Genomic DNA, 18,344 nt, shown 5'->3' on the forward strand with positions numbered 1-18,344 from the left:
TCTCTTTATCAACCGCAGCGTGCCGAGATGATGCGTCCGGTGGCGTCCACTTCCAGGTTCAGCCGCTCGGCATTGAACTCGCGCGTAGTGGGTTGGCCGGGGCGCAGCACGCGGGCCATATAGGCCCCCGCGCGCTGGCGGGCTTCGTTGATGTTGTGTTCGGTATTGGTTTTACCCACGGCCCATTGCGCGCCATTGGCATCGCAGCGCTGCTGAGCGCGGGGTGCCGTGTTGGGGCCCGCGTTGGGCTGACCAGGGCCGGGGCCAGGGGGCGGCGGAGGCAGGGCGCAACCGGCCAGCACGGCCGTTGTTGCAACCAAGGTCAGCATCAGCAGGGAAGGGCGCATGCGAATCACTCCTTATTTGTAACAGGCATGCACCTTACCAGCAGCGCTGCTGCTTGTGATGGCCTGTGTGTGTCGGAATGTTTCGCGTCTTGCCGCTGGCCTATTTCTTGGGCTGCTGAAACAACGAGGTCTCTATGCGCAGCTTCTGGGCTTTGGCAGCGGCTTGTTCGGCTTGCTGGCGGCTGTCAAACGGACCAATGCGCAGCCGGGTGAGCTCGCCTTTGTTGCTGTTGACGGTCTGGCGCACGATGGGAAGCTGTGCGGCCTGCAGCTGCTTGACGGAGCGATCCACGTTCGCAGCTTGGGCATAGACGCCGGCATTGAGGTAGTACTTGCCGGCAACCAGACGCCCGGGGGCCGCAGCCGCAGCGGGCTTGGGCGCACTGGCCTGCACAGGTGGCTTGGGTTTGGCCGGTGTGGCGGGTTTGGTGGCAGGTTTGGCCGCCACGGTTTTGGTGGCAGGCTTGTGCGTGCCTGGTGCTGCAGCTGGGGTGGTCTTCTTGGCCGCTGCGGCAGGCGCAGGTGCTGCAGCGGGAACCACAGCCGGGGCCGGCGGTGGTGTGACCACGGCGGGCATGGCAGCAGGCGGAGCTTCTTCCGGTGCAGTGAGCGCCGCCACGGTGGTGCTGGGGGGAGCACTTTCACTTTCTATTGCCGTGGCGCTGCTGGGGGCTGAAGGCGCTTGCTCCGGTGTCGCCATGGGGAGTGCTTCAGGCGCAGCAGGCTCGGCGGCCATTGCGGTGGGCTGCGTCAGGGCTGCGGGCGTGGCGGGCAGCTCTGGCAATGCAGGTGCCATCATGGGCACGCTGACGGCACCATCTTGCAGGCTGGCCACTGTAGGAATGACCAGATCGGGCGGGCCTGAGGGGGCCGCCGCGGAAGCGGGCATGCTGCGGGCATGGTCGAGCTGGCTGAAGATCAGCGCGGCCAAAGCGGCGCCCACTACGGCCTGTACGGCCGCAATCGGGTACAGGCGCTGCAGCGATGCGCCGTGGTCCGCCAGCGTCGCGCGGGCCTGGCCGATGGAGCTGGCGCCGGTGAGGGTGTCTAGTGTTTGCTTGCGTACGCGGTGGTAGTACCAGCCATTGGCCAGAAACCCGGGCACGGCACACAGCAGCAAGAGGGTCAGCAGCACGGCGGTGGCTTCGATATGCAGCGGCACGTGCGCATGCAACGCAAAGGCCCAAATCAGCGCCAAAGCTACCCAGATGCCGCTGTAGATGGCGGCGGGGCGCCACAGTTTGCGCAGCACCAGCCACGCCAGGGTGAAGAAGGCAGCGGAAGTGTTCCAGCTGGGAATGGCTTTCCCCAGCGCCTCAAAACGGCTGAATTGCCGCTGGTAGTACACGGCGTTGAGGGGGCCGATACTGAGGCGGTACAGATCCGGCATGATGCCGGTCTCTCCAGAGCTGGGAGGGGGGGTGAAAGCGTTAGAGCGGGATGGCGTCGCAGGCATGCGAGGCATTTTGGCATGCCGCGAACATTGTCAACCAATGTGTGTAACTTCTTATACACACTGTGACGGCGGCGTTTTGAGCGGATTGTGTCCTACAGCGCTTTTACACTTCAGGGTTTACGTGCAAGCGGGCTGGGTGCCAGCGCGCCCACGGCATACCACCACAGAGTCGCGCTTCATGCAACAACAACACGAATGGCAGTTTTTCCGTGCCGGAGGGGTCGATCAGGTCTCCATCCGTACGGGGGCAGATATCGCAAACATTGGCCAGCTGGACCAGAAACTGTGGGTCGCACTGGCATGCCCCACGCGCGGCATTGAGTTTGACAGCGCCACCCTGGATTTGATTGATACCGACGCGGATGGCCGCATTCGCGCCCCCGAGCTGGTACAGGCCTGCGAGTGGGCGGTGTCCATGGTCAAGAACCCCGATGTACTGACCAGTGGCTCCGATGTGCTGGCGCTGGCCAGCATCAACGATGCCACGGAAGCGGGCCAGTCCTTGCTGGACGAAGCGCGCCGCATTTTGAACATGCAGGGCAAGGAAAGTGCAGACAGCGTCACCCTGGCCGACGTGCAGGAGCGCCTAGCGTCGCTCAATGCCATGCCTTTCAACGGTGATGGCATCCTGAACCCGATCACGCTGACCGCCTACCCGGAGCTGGCGGCGCTGGTGGCACGCATCATGGAAACGTATGGCAGTGCCATGGGCTGTGATGGGCAGCCCGGCCTGGGGCGTGCCCAGCTGGATAACTTCTTTACCGATGTGCAGAGCATGGCGGACTGGCACCAGCAAGCCAACAGCCACACCTGTGCCTTGTCAGACCAGGCACAGGCCATTGCAGCGGTGAATGCGCTCAATGCGGTGCAGTCCAAGGTGGAAGACTTTTTTGCCCGCACCCGACTGGCAGCGTTCGATGCCAGCGCCTTGCTGCCACTCAGCCCCTCGGTGGAGGGCTATACGGCTTTGGGCAAGCAGGTGCTCAGTCAGCAAGATGAGGCCATTGCGGCACTGCCGCTGGCAACCATCGTGGCCGGTGGGGACCTGCCGCTGCTGCACAGCATCAACCCTGCCTGGGCCGATGCCATGGAAACCCTGCGCACCTGCGCCGTGCTGCCTATTTTGAGTGAGCAAGAGAGCTTGAGCGCCGCACAGTGGGCGCAGTTGAAAGCACAGCTGGCCCCCTGCCAGACCTGGTTGGCGGCGCGCCCCACGTCGCCGGTGAAAGACATGTCGCTGGACGTGGCGCAGACGCTGCTGGCCAGCGACCAGCAAGCCCAGCTGCAGGCCTTGATTCAGCACGATGAAGACGAGCAGCAGCACAGCGCCCATGCCGTGTTGCTGGAGAAGTTGATTCGCTTTCAGCGCGATCTGCTGGCACTGCTCAACAACGTGGTCTCGTTCTCGCAGTTCTATGGCCGCCAGGGTGCGGCCTTCCAGGCGGGTACGCTGTATCTGGACGGGCGCAGCTGCGATCTGACGGTGGATGTGCTCAACCCCGCCGCCCACGCCACCCTGGCTGGCATGGCCAAGGTCTATCTGGCGTACTGCGATTGCAAGCGCGGCAGCGAAAAGCGCAGCATCGTGGCCGCTTTCACGGCGGGCGATGTGGATTTCCTGTTTGTGGGCCGCAATGGTATTTTTTATGACCGCCAGGGCAACGACTGGGATGCCACCATCACCAAGCTGATTGAAAACCCCACCAGCATTGGCCAGGCCTTCTTCTCGCCGTACAAGAAGTTTGTGCGCATGGTTGAAGAGCAGGTGGCCAAGCGGGCCGCTGCCAAAGATGCTTCCGTCACCGCCGGGCTGGATGCACAGGCGGCCAAGCTGGCCGATCTGAGCAAGCCTGCAGCACCTGCAGCGCCGGTTGCAGGCAAGAAAACCGATGTGGGCACCGTGGCCGCCATTGGTGTGGCGCTGGGTTCTTTGAGTGCCGTGGCGGTGGGTATCTTTGGCAAGTTCATTGAGCTGGGCCCCTGGATTCCGGTGGCGCTGCTGGGGATTATTCTGGCCATCTCCGGCCCCAGCATGCTGATTGCCTGGCTGAAGCTGCGTGAACGCAGCCTAGGCCCCATCCTGGACGCCAGCGGCTGGGCCATCAATGGCCGCATGAAGATCAATCTGCAGCTGGGCAACTCGCTGTCGCAGGCCGCCAAGGTGCCCATGTCGGCCAAACGCACCATGCACGATCCTTTTGCGGACGATCACTCCAACCGCTGGGTCTGGGCGGTGCTGGTGGCGTTGGTACTGGTTGCCGCTGCCTGGCGCATGGGGTGGATCAACAGCGTGCTGCCTGCGCAGCTGCATTACGGCGCAGCCGCAGCTGCCGTCAAGGCCCTGTAGCGTCTGCCTTCCTGCTGCCGCGGTGGGATCGCCGCAGGCAGTGGGGATGAACCCAAAACAAAGCCCGCTGCATGCGGGCTTTGTTTTTTATAGCGTATAGCGCTGGTGTTTCAATGGAATCAACGTCGATTGATGCTGAAGCCTAGAATTGAAAGGCGCAAGCTGCTCACTTTTTCAAGCATCAACCCTTGGCCGCCAGCGCCTTGGCAATCTTGTTGCGCGGCACGGTGGGCTTGGGTACCTTGAAGTCAAACCAGTTGCGCACATCTTCTTCCACGCCAATGCCGTGCATGAAGTTGTAGATGGCTTTCTTCAGTGCCACGCCCAGCTGGTCGTGGTCCACGCCGGTCGGGTCAATGAAGGGAATGTCATTGCGTGCAAACGTGGCCCTGGGTAGATTCGGCAGCGTCACGCCGTATTCGGCCGGGTTCTGGCCCACGGGGGAGTGCACGGTGCAGGCAAAGCGGTGGAAGAACCCGCTTTGGATGCAGCCGTTTTCAAACAGCTGGCGCACATACTCCAGCGCATCCACGGTGTCTTGCACCGTCTGCGTGGGGAAGCCATACATCAGGTAGGCGTGCACCAGAATGCCGGCGTCCGTCAGTGCCTTGGTCACGCGGGCTACTTGCTCCACGCTCACGCCTTTTTTCATCAAATCCAGCAGGCGGTCGGAAGCCACTTCCAACCCCCCTGAGACGGCGATACAGCCGCTGTCGGCCATCAACTCGGCGAGTTCGGTGGTAAACGTTTTTTCAAAGCGGATATTGCCCCACCAGCTGATTTCGGTGCCGCGCTCGATCAGCTCTTTGGACAGCGCTTTGAGTGCCTTGGGCGGCGCGGCTTCATCCACAAAGTGAAAGCCGGTTTGGCCGGTTTCTTGCACGATGGCATCGATGCGGTTGGCCAGCTCCTTGGCGCTGGCGCCTTCGTAGCGGCCGATGTAGTCCAGGCTCACATCGCAGAAGCTGCACTTTTTCCAGTAGCAGCCGTGGGCAATGGTCAGCTTGTTCCAGCGCCCGTCGCTCCACATGCGGTGCATGGGGTTGAGCATGTCCAGCAGCGACAGGTAGTTATGAATCGGCAGGCCATCCCAGGTGGGGGTGCCCACTTCAGCAAAGGCAATGTCAGCTTCCATCATGTTGATGTACTGCACCGCGCCTTCGTCGTTGCGCACAAAGGTGCGCACCAAGCGCGAGCGGCCACGGTCGCCTTGCAGGTGTTCCAGCAGCGCCAGCAGCGGGCGCTCGCCCGCATCCAGCGTGATGAAGTCAAAGTAGTCAAACACGCGTGGCTCGGCCAGCTCGCGCAGCTCGGTGTTCACAAAACCGCCGCCCAGCACGATCTTGATGTGCGGGAACTCGGCCTTGATGGTCTGCGCAATGCGGAAGGCTGCGTAGACGGAACCGGGAAACGGCGTGGACAGCAGAACGATGGTGGGGCGGTGGCGCCACATGGCCTTGCGCGTCAGCTCCATCAGCGCTTCATCGACCAGCGTGGGCGCTGCGGCCAGTGCTTGGGCCAGCGGGTCAAACGTGGGCTGGTTGCCCGACAGCGACTCCGCATAGCGCACAAACTCAAAGCGCGGATCGGCCGCATCGCGGATCACATCGGCCAAGTCGTTCAGGTACAGCGTGGCGTAGTGCTTGGCGCGGTCCAACTGGCCCAAGGCGCCAAAGGCCCAGCCCACGGGGTCGCCGGAGCCATCGTCCATGTAATGCTCTAGCGCATCAAAGCGCGGGCCTTCGGGCAGCCAAGTGCGGCTGACGATGCGGTGGCTCAGCGTGCTGTCCTTGCCTTGCAAAAAGGCGATGACGCGGTTAACGGTGGCCAGATAGCGGTCGCGCTGGCCCATAAAGCTTTGCACCGCAGGGCTGAACATGCGGTTGGGGTTTTCATCGAACTGGTCTTGCACCAAGTCCATGATTTGCTGCAAGCCGTCTTTGGACAGCAGCTGGAGCACCAGTGCCAGCGCCAAGTCTTCCTGCACCGCATCCACTCCGCGCGAACGCAAAAAGCCCGTCAGATAGGGCGCAGAGGGGTAGGGCGTGTTCAGCTGCGTCATCGGAGGGATGAGCGACAGCACGCGAGGGGCAGTAGAAGTCATGGAACAGTGCAGCAGCAAAGAAAACACGCAAGACAAGCGCCCCGCAGATGGCTTTAGGCTGGTGCGGGGCGATGGCCTCTATTGTCGCTGGCTTGGCAAGAGAGTGTGTGGTGCAGGTTTTGTGTGCTGCGCCAGGGGCGTACAGGCGCAAAAAAGGCACCCGAAGGTGCCTTGGCTGGAAGTCGCCACTGATCAGTGTTGGTGGGCCATGAAGTCCTGCAACGCGGCAGCCACGGCGAGCAGTGTCCGGTCACCGCCGCGCTGGCCGACCAGCATCAGCCCCACCGGTAATTCCCCGTGCTTGCGTGGCAGCGGCAGGGACGCCGCAGGCAGGTTGTAGAAATTGAACACCGAGGGGTTGCGCAGCACCAGCATGTTGGTGCGGTGGAAGGTGTCTTCATCTTCCAAGCTGGCAATGGTTGGCGCCACAACGGGCACGGTGGGCAGCGCAAGAACGTCAAAGTCTGCCAGTGCAGCATCCAGCTGTGCCTGCAATTGCGTACGTGCCTGCTGCACCCCCACATAGTGGGCAGCGGGAATGGTTTCGCCGCGGCGAATGCGCGAGAGCACCAGCGCATCTAGTGCATCGACTTTGCCTGCAGCCAGTAGGTCGGCATGGATGTGCGCCGCTTCTGCTGCAATCAAGGTGCCTTTTTCTTGCAGACGGAACGGTGCGCCCAGCAGCTCATCCAGATGCACATCGCTCACCCGTGCCTGGGTGGCTTGCAGCTGGGTCAGCAATTGCTCAAATGCCTCCAGCACAGGCGCTTGCGCCTGTGTGAACAGCAAGCCACGTGGCACGCCGATGCGCAGACCCGCCACCGTGCGTACAGGCAGCGCCTGCCAGGGCTGGTTGGCCAGCACCGCATCGGTTTGGGCGCAGTCCAGCACGTGGTTGGCCAGGGGGCCTACGGTATCGAGCGAAAAAGACAGCGGGAAAGCCCCCTCGCGTGTCACACGCTCTTGCGAGGGCTTGAAGCCGGTGATGCCATTGAGCGCCGATGGAATGCGGATGGAGCCGCCGGTGTCGGAGCCAATGGCAATCTCGCACATGCCACGGGCTACGGCCACCCCTGCGCCCGAAGACGAGCCACCAGGAATCCGCGTGGCGTCGTGGGCGTTGCCGGGGGTGCCATAGTGGGGATTGATGCCAATGCCGGAGAACGCGAACTCCGTCATATTGGTCTTGCCAATGATGACGGCGCCCGCTGCACGCAGTCGCTGCACGATGACCGCATCCGCCTGCGCAGGTGCCGCATCACGCAGCACCTTGGAGCCTGCGGTCGTGGCTTCGCCCGCGACATCAAACAAATCCTTGATGGAAACAATGCGCCCATCCAGTGGGCCCAGCGTAATGCCTGCAGCAGCACGCGCATCGGCCGCGCTGGCCTCGGCCAGGGCGGAGTCGGTATAGACCTTGGTGAAGATGCGTGCACCTTCTGCCCCAGCGTCGGCAATGGTCTGCAGTGCCTGGCGGGTACGGTCAAGAGAAGTCATGGTCATGTACGGACTCTATCAGGCAACTTCGGGGAGGATTTCCACCTCATAGCGATGGCGCAGCGAGCGCTGCAGTACGGGGTCATGCAACTCCATTTCGAACGTGGTGGATGGGCGAATGCCTCCAATGGCCGCCACGGTGCCGCAAGTCATCACGCAGCCTTCTGCAAAGGCGTGCTCATAGCCCTCAATCAGATGGTGCGGCGTGCGCAGGCTGGACATGGGGCCTTCTTGGTAGAGCGTGCGTTCGCCGTTTTCCACGATCCATGAGCGCAGAACGAGTTCGTCAATATGGTCTTTGACGTCGGCGTAGAGCCAGGCATCGCGGGCAGCAGGTTTGGCACAGACTTGCTTGGACAGCGCCACACTGTGCGCTTCCAGCTTGCGATCGGTGTGGTCCGAGGCAATGCTCAGGCACAGCTGGCCCTGTGCTTCAAACACCAGCGCTTCAATTTCGCCCGAAGAATGGGGGCCTACCACTTGGACGGTGCTTTCCTGGGTGAACTGATTGGCGCCAATGCGGTAGTACAGCGGAACGCTGGAGGGGCGGGGAACGCCCAGCTCAGCCAGCTCTTCGATATGGTGCTCAATCGCCGCCATGTCCCGGCCGGCCCAGCCCGCCACAATCAGTTGATGGAGTGCGATGTCGACCTGTTGAATGTGGCCTTTGGATTCAATATGGAATGTTGCTTGCATCATGTATCTCGACAGAAATTTCAATTAACCAAAGGTGGTGGGCATCCACATGGCAATGCCAGGGAACAGGGCCAACAGCAGCAACATGACGAACATGGCCAGAACGAAGGGCAGGGAGCCTACGATGACGTCATTCATGGAGCCGGATTTGCGAATGCTTTGAACCACGAACAGGTTCATGCCGACAGGAGGGGTGATCAGTGCAGCCTCGACCAAAATGATGATCAAGATGCCAAGCCATACGGGGTCGTGTCCCAAGCCGATCATGACTGGGGCCACGATAGGAATCGTGGTGATCATCATGGACAAGGTTTCCATGAAGCAGCCCAGTACCAAATAGAAGACCACCAGCACCAGCAGCATCCAGCCCGCAGACAGTCCCAGCCCTCCGATGAATTCGGTGATGGCATTGGTCAAACCAGTGGCGGACATGACAAAGTTCAAGAAGCCGGCCGCAATCACAATCAGCATGATCATGGCGGTGGACTTCATCGTCCCTTCAATGGCTTCGCGCAGCATGGCCCAATTCAGGCGGCGGTAGCAGGCCGCCAGAACCAGGGCGCCCAGCACGCCAAGTGCAGCTGCTTCGGTGGGGGTTGCCAGACCGGCGTAGATAGAGCCCACAACCAGAAAGAAGATGGCCATGGGAGGCAATAGATTCACCAGGCTGCGAAAACGCTCTGACCATGTGGCGTGGATTTTTTTGCCACCCCATTGCGGCTTGATCACGCATGCAATCAGAATGGTCAGGATGAACAGGCCCGCCAGCATCAAGCCCGGAATAATGCCCGCCAGATACAGCTTGGGCACGGAGGAGTTGGTCAGCACCCCATACAGCACCAAGTTGATGGATGGGGGAATCAAAATTCCCAAGGTGCCGCCGGCAGCCAGGCTGCCCAGGAACAGCGATTCTTTGTAGCCGTGCTTTTTGATTTGCGGAATGCCCACGGTGCCCACGGTGGCTGAGGTCGCCACACTAGAGCCAGAAGTGGCCGAGAACAGTGTGGATGCACCAATGTTGGCGTGCATCAGACCACCGGGGAGCCAGGACAGCCACAGGCTCATCGACTGGTACATCTTCTCGGCCAGCCCTGCGCGCAGCAAAATTTCGCCAAGCATGATGAACAAGGGAATGGCGACCAGCAGGAATTCGTTGTTCGAGTTCCAGGAGACTTCCCCCAGTGCACGGGACAACGGCAGCATGGAGAACATGGGGTCAAGCGTCAGGCCCAGTACGCCCAGTGCAGCACCGACGGGAATACTCAGCCCGACCAGTATCATCAGTAAAGTGAGTGCGGTTGCGATCATGCTTTCACCTGCGCTCTTTCAGATTGAATCAAACGTTCGCCGTTGGCGGCTTCTTCTTCGGCTTCTTCTTGTGCAGAGCGCACGCCACACAGCGCTTGCAGCGCATGGATATCGCCGCTCACCAGCAGATAAGACGAGCGTGCCAGCATCAAGGCCATCACGATGCACATCCACAGCAGCCCCATGAACCACAGGCCTTGCGGGATCCATAAAGGGGTGGCCATGGTGGAATTGGCTGTGGAGTTCTGCAGCCACGATGTGGTCACCACATCTTTGGCATACCACGTCAGAACCACCATGAATACGCCCAGTGCAACGACCGACAACCAGTCGAGAAATGCGGCCACCTTGATAGGCAGCTTCTGGTAGAGCACATCCACGCGCACATTGGCACGCTGCAAGGTGGCGAATGCGAGAGCCCAGCTGGTGCTGATGGCAAAGGCAAAGCTCGACAGTTCGTCGGCACCACCTGTATTGAAGTCCCAGAATTTGCGTGCCACCACATCAAAGCTGATCAGCAACACGCTGGCGATAGTGAGGAATCCAGCTGCCCATACGGCGTATTGGGACAGTACGCCAGCCCAGTGCAGCGGTGCCCATGTTTTAGAAGTTGTAGAGGTCATCACTCCCTTTCACAGATAGGCGGCGCAGGCCGCCTACCGGTTGAGTCCCAAAGGCTTATTTCTTGGCGGTCAGGCCAACCACCTGGCCCACGCTGGCATTGAAGTCATTGACGCATTGCGCGTTGCAGCGCTGTGCCCACTTGGCCAAGACTTTTTCTTCAAAGATTTGCTTGAGCTTGGCTTTGTCAGCCTCGGTGGGCTGCACCAAGGTCATCCTGCCCTTCACAGGCGCAGTACATGCAGGGCTTCCGGTGTTGCAGTCGTAGCCTTCCTGGGTTTGCTTTTCAGCACCGGCCCAGATGTCGTCCATCAACTTTTTGTAGTGCGTGGTGATTAACTGCTGCACGCCAGGGTTGAGCTTGTCCCACGATTTTTTGTTGACCGCGTGAATCTGCTGGTTCCAGTTCACAGGCAGGGCATACAGGTGGGTGGAAACTTCATACCACTTGGCGGAGTAGCCGGACAGCGACCCAGTGATGGCGCAGTCCACCACCTTGTTTTGCAGTGCTGGAACCACTTCACCGAAGGCCATCGTCACGCTGGAGCCGCCCAGTGCTTCAACAAACTCAGCTTGGGTGCGGCTGGATGTGCGCACTTTCTTGCCTTTGATAGATGACAGATCCTTTACCTCGGCATTGCAAAACAGCACTTGTGCAGGGTAGGTTGACATGCCGAGCACCTTGATGCCCTGTGTGCCGTAGAACTTGTCGTAAGCGGGCTGAAATGCTTCGGTCACAGCGCGTGCTGTCTTCACATCGGTGGCAAGCCCTGCCAAGTCAATCGCTTCGTTGATGGGGTTGTCTGCGGCAAAGTAAGCCAGTGTGGATGTCCCAAACTCAATCACGCCTGAGCCCATGAGTCGCATCACTTCGGGGCCCTTGAGACCCATGTCATTGAAGCCTTTGATGTCTGCGGTGACTTTGCCTCCCGAAGCGGCAGGGATGGTTTGGGTCCAGAAAGGTTTCTCAAAATCGTTATAGAGGCTGAGGTTGCTCAGTGCACCGACGACTTTGAGCTTTGTCGATGGCAGTTCTTGTGCGTGGGCAGTCGTTGTGAGTGCAGTGGCTGCAAGTGCCAGCAGAGACAAAGCATGTTTCATGGAGAGTCCTTTCAAGTACCTAAAACCCAGGAACCAGCTTGGTGCCTTATTGCACCAATCTGAAGATTTAGTGAAATTTCACAAAAACTTTAAAAGCAGAAATAAATATTCACCATAGGGTTTCCCCTTTAAAGCTAAATTTCTTGTGAAATTTCACTAAATCGTTAAGCACGGTTAAGCGAATTCCGTGCCAAAAAATTTTCGATATGATTCAGCGATAAGCAGCGGCAGCTGTGCACCAAGCAATGGAGACGTTTTTGATGGTTCGAGGGTTTAACAAGACAGAGGCGAATGCGTCGCCCTCCCAGAACGAGCTGGCCTATGCATTGCTGCACGAGCGCTTGACAACGCTGGTCTACAAGCCAGGGGAATACCTCAATATCGCGCTGCTGATGGATGACCTGGCGATGGGGCGCACGCCCATCAACCATGCATTGCACCGTTTGGAAAATGAAGGTTTGATCCAAATTCTTCCGCGCAAAGGTGTGATGGTGGCTCCCCTGTCTATTGACGATGCGTTGCACATGATTGATGTGCGCCTGGTCAATGAAGGGCTGTGCGCGCGTTTGGCAGCACAACACATTACCGCGGATGAGGTCACGCAGTTGCGCGACATTGCTTTTGCGTTCAATCAGGCGGTTGCTCAGCGCAAGATCACCGAAATGATGGCTTTAGACCGCAGCTTTCACGAGGTGATTGCTGCAGCATCACGCAATCCCGTGTTGATGGATGTGCTGCGCGTGCTGCATGGTCGGTCGCAACGGTTTTGGGCCATATCGCTCTCACGCAATGGGCATGTGGGCGAGGTGCAGGACGAGCATGCACAGATTGTGGAGGCGCTGGCCGCAGGCCATGCCGATGCGGCAGCGCAATGTATCGAGACGCACGTGCTCTCGTTCAGGGACTCTTTGCTTCGTCAGCGTTAAGACGTGGTGCCCCCATCTTCTTGCAGGGCAAGAAGGTGGGGGGGCGCCAGTGGCTGCGCTGTTCAGAGCAGCTCTGCGGTGTAGATATCGGATGGCACCGCAGCCAGGAGTCGATCCGCCATTTCCTGGCGCAGGTACACCACGCGCTCATTCTCCTCAGGCGTGCGGTCACGTTTTTGGCCCAGGGCCACAAACTCGGGCTTGACCCAGCCTTCGGTGATTTGCACGCGCACGGTCTGGCCGCGGTAGGTGAACAGCCACACGTACGAGCCGGGCAGCTCGACGAACAAATCGGGCGTTCCCAGTGCGCGGTGGTAGGTGGCGCGCTCGCCGGTGTAGGCGCGGGTCACGTATTCCACGGTGTCACGGCCGCCTGGGCCGGCAAAGGCGGTTTGCACAAAGATTTCGCGCCGCTGCAGGGGCTCGTTCGAGAGCTTGGCAAAGCCAGCGCGCATGGCTTGGAAGGCGTGCGCGCAGCCGCCGGGCAGCAGGCCGCCGTGGTATTTCAGGATGTCTGCCATGGTGATGGTCAGCACTTGGTGGTTGTCGATAACTTGGATGTGGGCGGACATGGTGTCTTTCAATGGGTGCGGTGAAAGGCCCCGCGCACTGGCAATGGCCCGGTGCACAAGGCTGAGTGTTTCCAGCGTGCTTAGAACTTGGTGCGCAGCGTCAGGTTGACGCTGCGGCCCGGAGCAATCAGCGGGTTGAGCATGGATTCGGCATAGCTCATGTTGGAGCTGGTGCTGGCAGAGCGGTACTGCTTGTCAAACAAGTTGGTAATGCCCAGCGACAGTTGCGTGTTTTTGCTGCCCAGGCCCAGCTTGTCGAGCTGCACTTGCGAGTACAGGTTGACCACGCCGTAACCGCCTGCGGGGTATTCGGTCTTGGCGTAGCGCGACTGGCCCTTGGCAAACTGCACTTCACCCGAGACGGACCAGACATCGCCGGCGCCCACATACTGCGCGCCCAGACTGCCGCTCCAAGGCGCCAGACCTTTGAGTGGCTCGCCCGTCAGGCGGTTGGTGCCGCGCACATAGGCCACGCTGCTGTGCAGGTTCACACGGTCGTTGAGCTGCCACTTGCCCGAGGCTTCAAAGCCTTCGGTGCGGGCCTTGCCCACGTTGTGGGTTTGCGATGCGGGCAGACCCAAGTAGGTGCTTTGTGCGGTTTCCATGTAGTTGCGGTACATGGAGCGGTAGGCCGAGACATCGACATAGGCCTTGTTCAGGTGCAAGCGCATGCCTAGCTCGGCCGTGGTGGAGTACTCGGGCTTCAGCTCTGGATTGGGGATGGTGTAGCTGGTGCCGTTCCAGCCCGAGTTGAACATTTCCGAATGCCAGGGCATGTGGAAGCCCGTGCCATAGCTGCCGGTCAGCTCGACCTTGTCAGTGGCGAAGTACGAAGTGCCAATGCTGCCGGTGAGCGCACCGGTCTTGGTGTTGCGCGCGGCTTCATACAGCGGGCGCAGGTTCTCGTTGGCGAGGAAGGCAATTTCTGTATCGGTGTTGTAGTAGTCGTAGCGCGCACCACCAGTGAGTTTCCACTGTGGGGTAACCGACCATTCGCTCAGTACAAAGGCACCCACGTTGGACTGCGTCATCTCACGGCCATTGCGGTAAAAGCCCGTATCGGTCTGGCTACCAGTCACCAAGTTTTGGGTTTGGGTGCGTGTTTTTCCGCCCAGCCAGTGATCGTGGGCAAACTCAAAACCAAAACTGGTGTCCACGCCAGACTGGGTGGTGGGCAACTCGAAAGCCACGCTGCCTCCTACGATGTTCGGGCCGCGCACATTGCTGGTAGTTTTTGTGAAATTGTTGCGATTGTTGGTGTAGCGGTTGGTGTCCAGCATGGACTCGAACGCGTTGCCATACAGGCTGGCGCTGACGCGCTTGAACAGACCGTCGGTAAACACGCCTTCATAGCCCAGTCGCAGCTGGTGGATGTTCAGCGGCGAGCGGCGGCCATAGTTGGTGGGCGTGGTGGTGGCGCTGGAGCCGCCATCGCGGATCTCGCCATAGCGGTAGCTCAGCTCATAGCGCTCATTGGCATTGGGCATATAGCCCAGCGCAAGGCCGCCGTTGGCGGTCTTATAGTCGCTGTTGAGCACATGGCCTGCAGGCGTGTCGTATTCGCCCGCATTGCGCCCGGAGGCATAGACCCGCAAATCGAACTGGTTGCCAGCGGCTTCCAGGCTCAGGTTGGATTGCAGGCCGTTGCCATTGCTGCGGTAGGTGAGGTCGGCCTCGCCGCCTTGAAATGTGAACTGCTCGCCCATCGTGCCTTTGGGCTTCTTGCTGACAAAGTTCACCAGACCCGAAAGACCATCGCTGCCATAGCGTACAGAGGCGGGGCCACGAATCAGTTCCACCTGTTCCAACTCGGATGGGCTGATCATCATGAATTGAAAACTGGGGCGGCCACGGAAGCGGTCACCGTCAATGAACATGGGTACGCGAAAGCCGCTGCTGTCTTGGCCGCGCACGACGATGGTGCCATCCAGGCCGCCCTGGCGGTTGGTGGTGACGCCGGGCATGCGCTCCAGCACATCCAGCGTGTTCATGGCGTTGATGCGGTTGAGCTCATCCGCATCCACCACCGAGGTGTGTTGGGCGGAGCTGGTGTCGAGCGTGGCGCTTTCTTGTTCGGCACCGATGGCGCGCACGCGGGATTCGCTGCTGCGCAGCTTTTGCCAGTTGGCTTCAACGGTAGCGCCGCGCACGTTCACGCTGGGCAAGGTGGCTTCTGTGGTACTGGCTGCGTCTTGCGCTGCAGCGGCGTGGCAGGCCAATGCAGCGGCCAGCCCCAAGGCTGAATAGCGGAGGGAGGTCATAAAAATCCTAGAAGAGAAGAGTGTGCGGCTGGCTACACCTGCGTTGCGGGCACGGTGCTCTGGCTGTGCAGCCAGGGCAGAAATCCGCGCAGAAAACGGGTGGTGGCGGGCATGAAATAACTGCCGTGGTGGTAGCAGGGGTCGAGTGAGGTGACGATCAACTTGCCGGGGGTGGAGGCGGTGTCTTCATAGAGGATGGAGCCGTGGTCCACTTTGTCGATCAACGAGCGCGCACCTGCAGGCACCTGGAAAGAGCCGTGCTGGTGCCAGGTGGCATCGGCCAAGGTGAGGTGCTCAAACAGCGGGTGCTCGGGCCACACCAGGCGCAGACCAGAGTCGGCACCGGGCTCGGTCCACCACCAGAAGTTGACCGGGCAATCAGTCCAGTCGATCTGGGGCAGCCAGCGTTCAGGGGCGGTGTTGCCCATGGCCACCACGGTTTTTCCATCTTCCAAAAACTGCGCAATCGCATCACGGTGGCGTGCAATTAGATCGGAGCGGGTGTTGCAGCAGAGCACCAGGGTGTCGGCATCGGTAAAGTCTTGCGCGCTCAGGTCGAGCACATGGCGCGTCATGCCGAAGTAGGGGGCAAATTCGGGCGTGTGGAAGGTGGCGTGGTGGAAGTAGGTCCCGTTTTCCACAAAGCACACACGCGAAGAGAGAGCAGGTGTGGTTTCAAGCATGAGTGCTCTCCTGCGCTGCGGATTGGGTGACGCCTGCTGCCCAGTTATAAAAAGCGCGGCGCATGTGCTGGCCGGATGCCACGTTGCTGAACGACAAAAAGTCATTGCCCGCATGCACCAGCAATTGGCCGCCAGAGGGGTAGGTGTAGAGCCAGTCCAGCGGCAGCTGCGCGGTGGTGCCCAGGGTGGTCAGCACAGTCGCGCCAGCGGGTGGTGGATTGCAGCCACGGCCATAGAAGCCGGCAACGCCTTTGCGGAAGGTGAGTTCGCGGCCCGCCACACCGTTAAAGATGGGGTGCGCGTGCAGGTTGTGCACGTGCAGGCCAGGCAAGCCTTTTTCGGGTGTGGGCTGGTAAGGCTGCACTTCATCCAGAAATGGGTAGACCACATGGCCGTTGAACACCAACTTGCCGCCTTGCTGCAGATAGCTTTGCAGCTGCGGCTTGCAGTGCATCAGCTCGCGCTGGTCGGCGTTGTTGGTGACCACGAGGCAGCAGTAGGCCGACAGGTCGGTGCGTGCCAGCGCATACATGGGGATGCCACGCGAAGCGCCGTGCGGGTAGTCCGCAAAGACACCGCTGCGCGGGTCTTCGCTGGGAATGACGAGGGCAATAGGCTTCATAGGGCGGAAGAGAGCGTGTTGGAGGTCAGTGCCGAGTACACCGGGGTTGCGCCCAGGCGCTGGCCGTGTTGGTACTCGAAGGCGCTCACATGAATGGGCAAGCCGTACAGGCGGGTGAGGTTGTCGCTGGTGCAGATGTCTGCAGTGGCACCAAAAGCGCAGTCGTCGGCGTACATCAGCATGGTTTTATCTGCGATGTGCAGCGCGTGCTGCGGCTGGTGCGTGGTGAACACAATGGCCAGCTGGCGCTGGCTGCGCAGGCGGTGCAGCACTTGCAGCACGACGTCTTGGTTGCGCAGGTCGAGTGCGGCAGTGGGCTCATCCAACACGATCAGCGGGCATTCGCTGGCCAGCGCGCGGGCCAAGGCCACCAGTTGCTGCTGGCCTCCGCTCAGCGTGGTGAAGCTGCGCTCAGCCAGATGGCCTAACTGGACTTCATCCAGGCAGGCGCGGGCGATGTCCACATCGGTGCGGTTAGGGCTTTGGTACCACTTCAGATGACGGGCACGGCCCATGGTGACCATGCCCAGCACGTCATACGCAAAGGGAATGGGCTGGTTCTGCGGCACATAGGCGTAGTTGCATTGGCGTTCGATGCTGCCGCCCTGTTTAGGCAGCAGGCCAAGCAAGGTGCGAATCAGCGTGGTTTTTCCACGGCCGTTGGGGCCGAGCACGCTGACGATTTCACCGGCGTAGACCGAAAAGTCCACATCGCTGGCGAGCGTGCGGCCTTCGTAGCCGATGGCAAGGTTGTGGGCTTCAAGCATGGGACCACCCTTTGGAATGCGCCTTGCGCAGCATCAGCGCGAAGATGGGGGCGCCGATCAGCGAAGTGATCACATCCAGTGGAATCTCGGCCGCTGTCAGGCTGCGCGCCACGGTGTCTACCCACAGCATGAAGATGGCGCCCAGCAAAGCGGAGGCCGGCAGCAGCACGCGGTGGTCTGGGCCCACCAGCATGCGGGCGAAATGCGGAACGACCAGGCCGACCCAGCCAATGGTGCCGGAGATGGCCACGCCAGACGACACGATCAGCGCGACGCAAGCCAGTAGGGCCCAACGCACTTTTTCCACCGCCACGCCCAGCGATGCAGCGTGCTCGTCACCCATGGACAGCACATTGATGCGAAAGCGCAGCAAATACAGCACCACCATCCCCAGCGCGATGGGCGCAATCACGCTAGCCAGCTTGATGTACGAGGCCGTGGCAAAACTGCCCATGAGCCAGAACACGATGGCGGGCAAGGTTTCGTTCGGATCGGCGAAATAGGTGAGCAGCGACAGCAGCGAGCCAAAGAAGGCGCCAGTGACCACGCCGGCCAGCACCAACACCAGCACCTGGCTTTTGCCTCCCACGCGGGACAAGGCATAGACCGCCGCAATGGCGACGATGCCGCCCACAAACGCGGTGCCCAAAATGGCAAACATCGAGCTGAAAAAGAAGATGGCCACGCAGCCACCCAGCGCTGCTCCGGAAGAGATGCCCAGGATTTGCGGTCCTACCAGCGGATTGCGGAACGCACCTTGCAGCGCCGCACCCGACATGGCCAGGCTGGCGCCAATGCAAATGGCCGTGAGCACACGCGGCATACGGATGTGCAGCACCAGCTTTTCTTGCAGGGCCACCACAGCATCGGGCTGGCTGAAAGCCGACTGGAACGAGACCAGGCGCAGCAGCTCTGCCAGTACGTTCTGGGGTGCCACCCAGTAGCGTCCAATGCCAAGGGCCAGCACGGTGCTGGCAATCAAGGCAAGCACGAGCAACACCCAGGGGTCTGGGTGCCGGATGAATGAAGGTGTCAT

16 protein-coding genes are annotated in these 18,344 nt (G+C 60.5%); 2 read left to right on the plus strand and 14 right to left on the minus strand.

The window, feature by feature from the left end; genetic code table 11:
- Positions 1-8: 8 nt before the first annotated feature.
- Together AC27VO_RS03575 and AC27VO_RS03580 are read right to left on the minus strand one after the other, a co-directional pair.
- Positions 9-347: an I78 family peptidase inhibitor gene (locus AC27VO_RS03575; RefSeq protein ID WP_488665314.1), complete on the minus strand. Its 339-nt coding sequence runs from the start codon at positions 345-347 to the stop codon at positions 9-11.
- A gap of 100 nt (positions 348-447) precedes the next feature.
- Positions 448-1,803, minus strand: a complete 1,356-nt coding sequence (locus AC27VO_RS03580) for an SPOR domain-containing protein (protein WP_488665315.1) — start codon at positions 1,801-1,803, stop codon at positions 448-450.
- A gap of 178 nt (positions 1,804-1,981) precedes the next feature.
- Between AC27VO_RS03580 and AC27VO_RS03585 the strand changes: the two genes are divergently transcribed.
- Entirely contained in the window at positions 1,982-4,150 is a 2,169-nt protein-coding gene (locus AC27VO_RS03585; RefSeq protein WP_488665316.1) for a hypothetical protein, read from the plus strand.
- Positions 4,151-4,331: 181 nt separating this feature from the next.
- On the opposite strand, the gene AC27VO_RS03590 is transcribed toward AC27VO_RS03585, so the two are convergent.
- The 6 genes from AC27VO_RS03590 to AC27VO_RS03615 all read right to left on the minus strand — a co-directional run bounded on the left by AC27VO_RS03590 (position 4,332) and on the right by AC27VO_RS03615 (position 11,477).
- Positions 4,332-6,254, minus strand: a complete 1,923-nt coding sequence (locus tag AC27VO_RS03590) for a B12-binding domain-containing radical SAM protein (RefSeq protein WP_488665317.1) — start codon at positions 6,252-6,254, stop codon at positions 4,332-4,334.
- A 192-nt stretch (positions 6,255-6,446) separates the two neighbouring features.
- A complete protein-coding gene (locus AC27VO_RS03595) occupies positions 6,447-7,757 on the minus strand; it encodes an amidase (protein WP_488665318.1) in 1,311 nt (436 codons plus the stop codon).
- A gap of 12 nt (positions 7,758-7,769) precedes the next feature.
- On the minus strand, positions 7,770-8,447 hold the full coding sequence (locus AC27VO_RS03600) for a DUF2848 domain-containing protein (RefSeq protein WP_488665536.1): 678 nt from the start codon (positions 8,445-8,447) through the stop codon (positions 7,770-7,772).
- 24 nt (positions 8,448-8,471) lie between these two features.
- Entirely contained in the window at positions 8,472-9,755 is a 1,284-nt protein-coding gene (locus AC27VO_RS03605; protein ID WP_488665319.1) for a TRAP transporter large permease, read from the minus strand.
- Positions 9,752-10,378 carry a TRAP transporter small permease subunit gene (locus tag AC27VO_RS03610; protein WP_488665320.1) on the minus strand — a complete coding sequence of 209 codons (627 nt, stop codon included), beginning with the start codon at positions 10,376-10,378 and terminating at the stop codon, positions 9,752-9,754. Before AC27VO_RS03610 ends, AC27VO_RS03605 begins: the two co-directional genes overlap by 4 nt.
- 55 nt (positions 10,379-10,433) lie before the next feature.
- Positions 10,434-11,477, minus strand: a complete 1,044-nt coding sequence (locus tag AC27VO_RS03615; protein WP_488665321.1) for a TRAP transporter substrate-binding protein — start codon at positions 11,475-11,477, stop codon at positions 10,434-10,436.
- Between the two features lie 233 nt (positions 11,478-11,710).
- On the opposite strand from AC27VO_RS03615, the gene AC27VO_RS03620 reads away from it, so the two are divergent.
- Positions 11,711-12,403, plus strand: coding sequence for a GntR family transcriptional regulator (locus AC27VO_RS03620; protein WP_488665322.1), 693 nt, complete (start codon positions 11,711-11,713; stop codon positions 12,401-12,403).
- A 62-nt stretch (positions 12,404-12,465) separates the two neighbouring features.
- Here AC27VO_RS03620 and AC27VO_RS03625 read toward each other — a convergent pair whose 3' ends face one another.
- From AC27VO_RS03625 to AC27VO_RS03650, 6 genes are all read right to left on the minus strand, one after another.
- Positions 12,466-12,975 carry a hypothetical protein gene (locus AC27VO_RS03625; protein ID WP_488665323.1) on the minus strand — a complete coding sequence of 170 codons (510 nt, stop codon included), beginning with the start codon at positions 12,973-12,975 and terminating at the stop codon, positions 12,466-12,468.
- A gap of 80 nt (positions 12,976-13,055) precedes the next feature.
- Positions 13,056-15,236, minus strand: coding sequence for a TonB-dependent receptor (locus AC27VO_RS03630; protein ID WP_488665324.1), 2,181 nt, complete (start codon positions 15,234-15,236; stop codon positions 13,056-13,058).
- Positions 15,237-15,268: 32 nt separating this feature from the next.
- On the minus strand, positions 15,269-15,919 hold the full coding sequence (locus AC27VO_RS03635) for a hypothetical protein (RefSeq protein WP_488665325.1): 651 nt from the start codon (positions 15,917-15,919) through the stop codon (positions 15,269-15,271).
- On the minus strand, positions 15,912-16,541 hold the full coding sequence (locus AC27VO_RS03640; protein WP_488665326.1) for a hypothetical protein: 630 nt from the start codon (positions 16,539-16,541) through the stop codon (positions 15,912-15,914). Before AC27VO_RS03640 ends, AC27VO_RS03635 begins: the two co-directional genes overlap by 8 nt.
- The gene (locus AC27VO_RS03645; RefSeq protein WP_488665327.1) at positions 16,538-17,308 is read right to left on the minus strand and encodes an ABC transporter ATP-binding protein; all 771 of its coding nucleotides are present in this window, start codon (positions 17,306-17,308) and stop codon (positions 16,538-16,540) included. The genes AC27VO_RS03640 and AC27VO_RS03645 overlap by 4 nt, the downstream gene beginning before the upstream one ends.
- The gene (locus AC27VO_RS03650; RefSeq protein ID WP_488665328.1) at positions 17,301-18,344 is read right to left on the minus strand and encodes a FecCD family ABC transporter permease; all 1,044 of its coding nucleotides are present in this window, start codon (positions 18,342-18,344) and stop codon (positions 17,301-17,303) included. The genes AC27VO_RS03645 and AC27VO_RS03650 overlap by 8 nt, the downstream gene beginning before the upstream one ends.

It is taken from the genome of Comamonas sp. 14P8.1.4 (assembly GCF_057799285.1).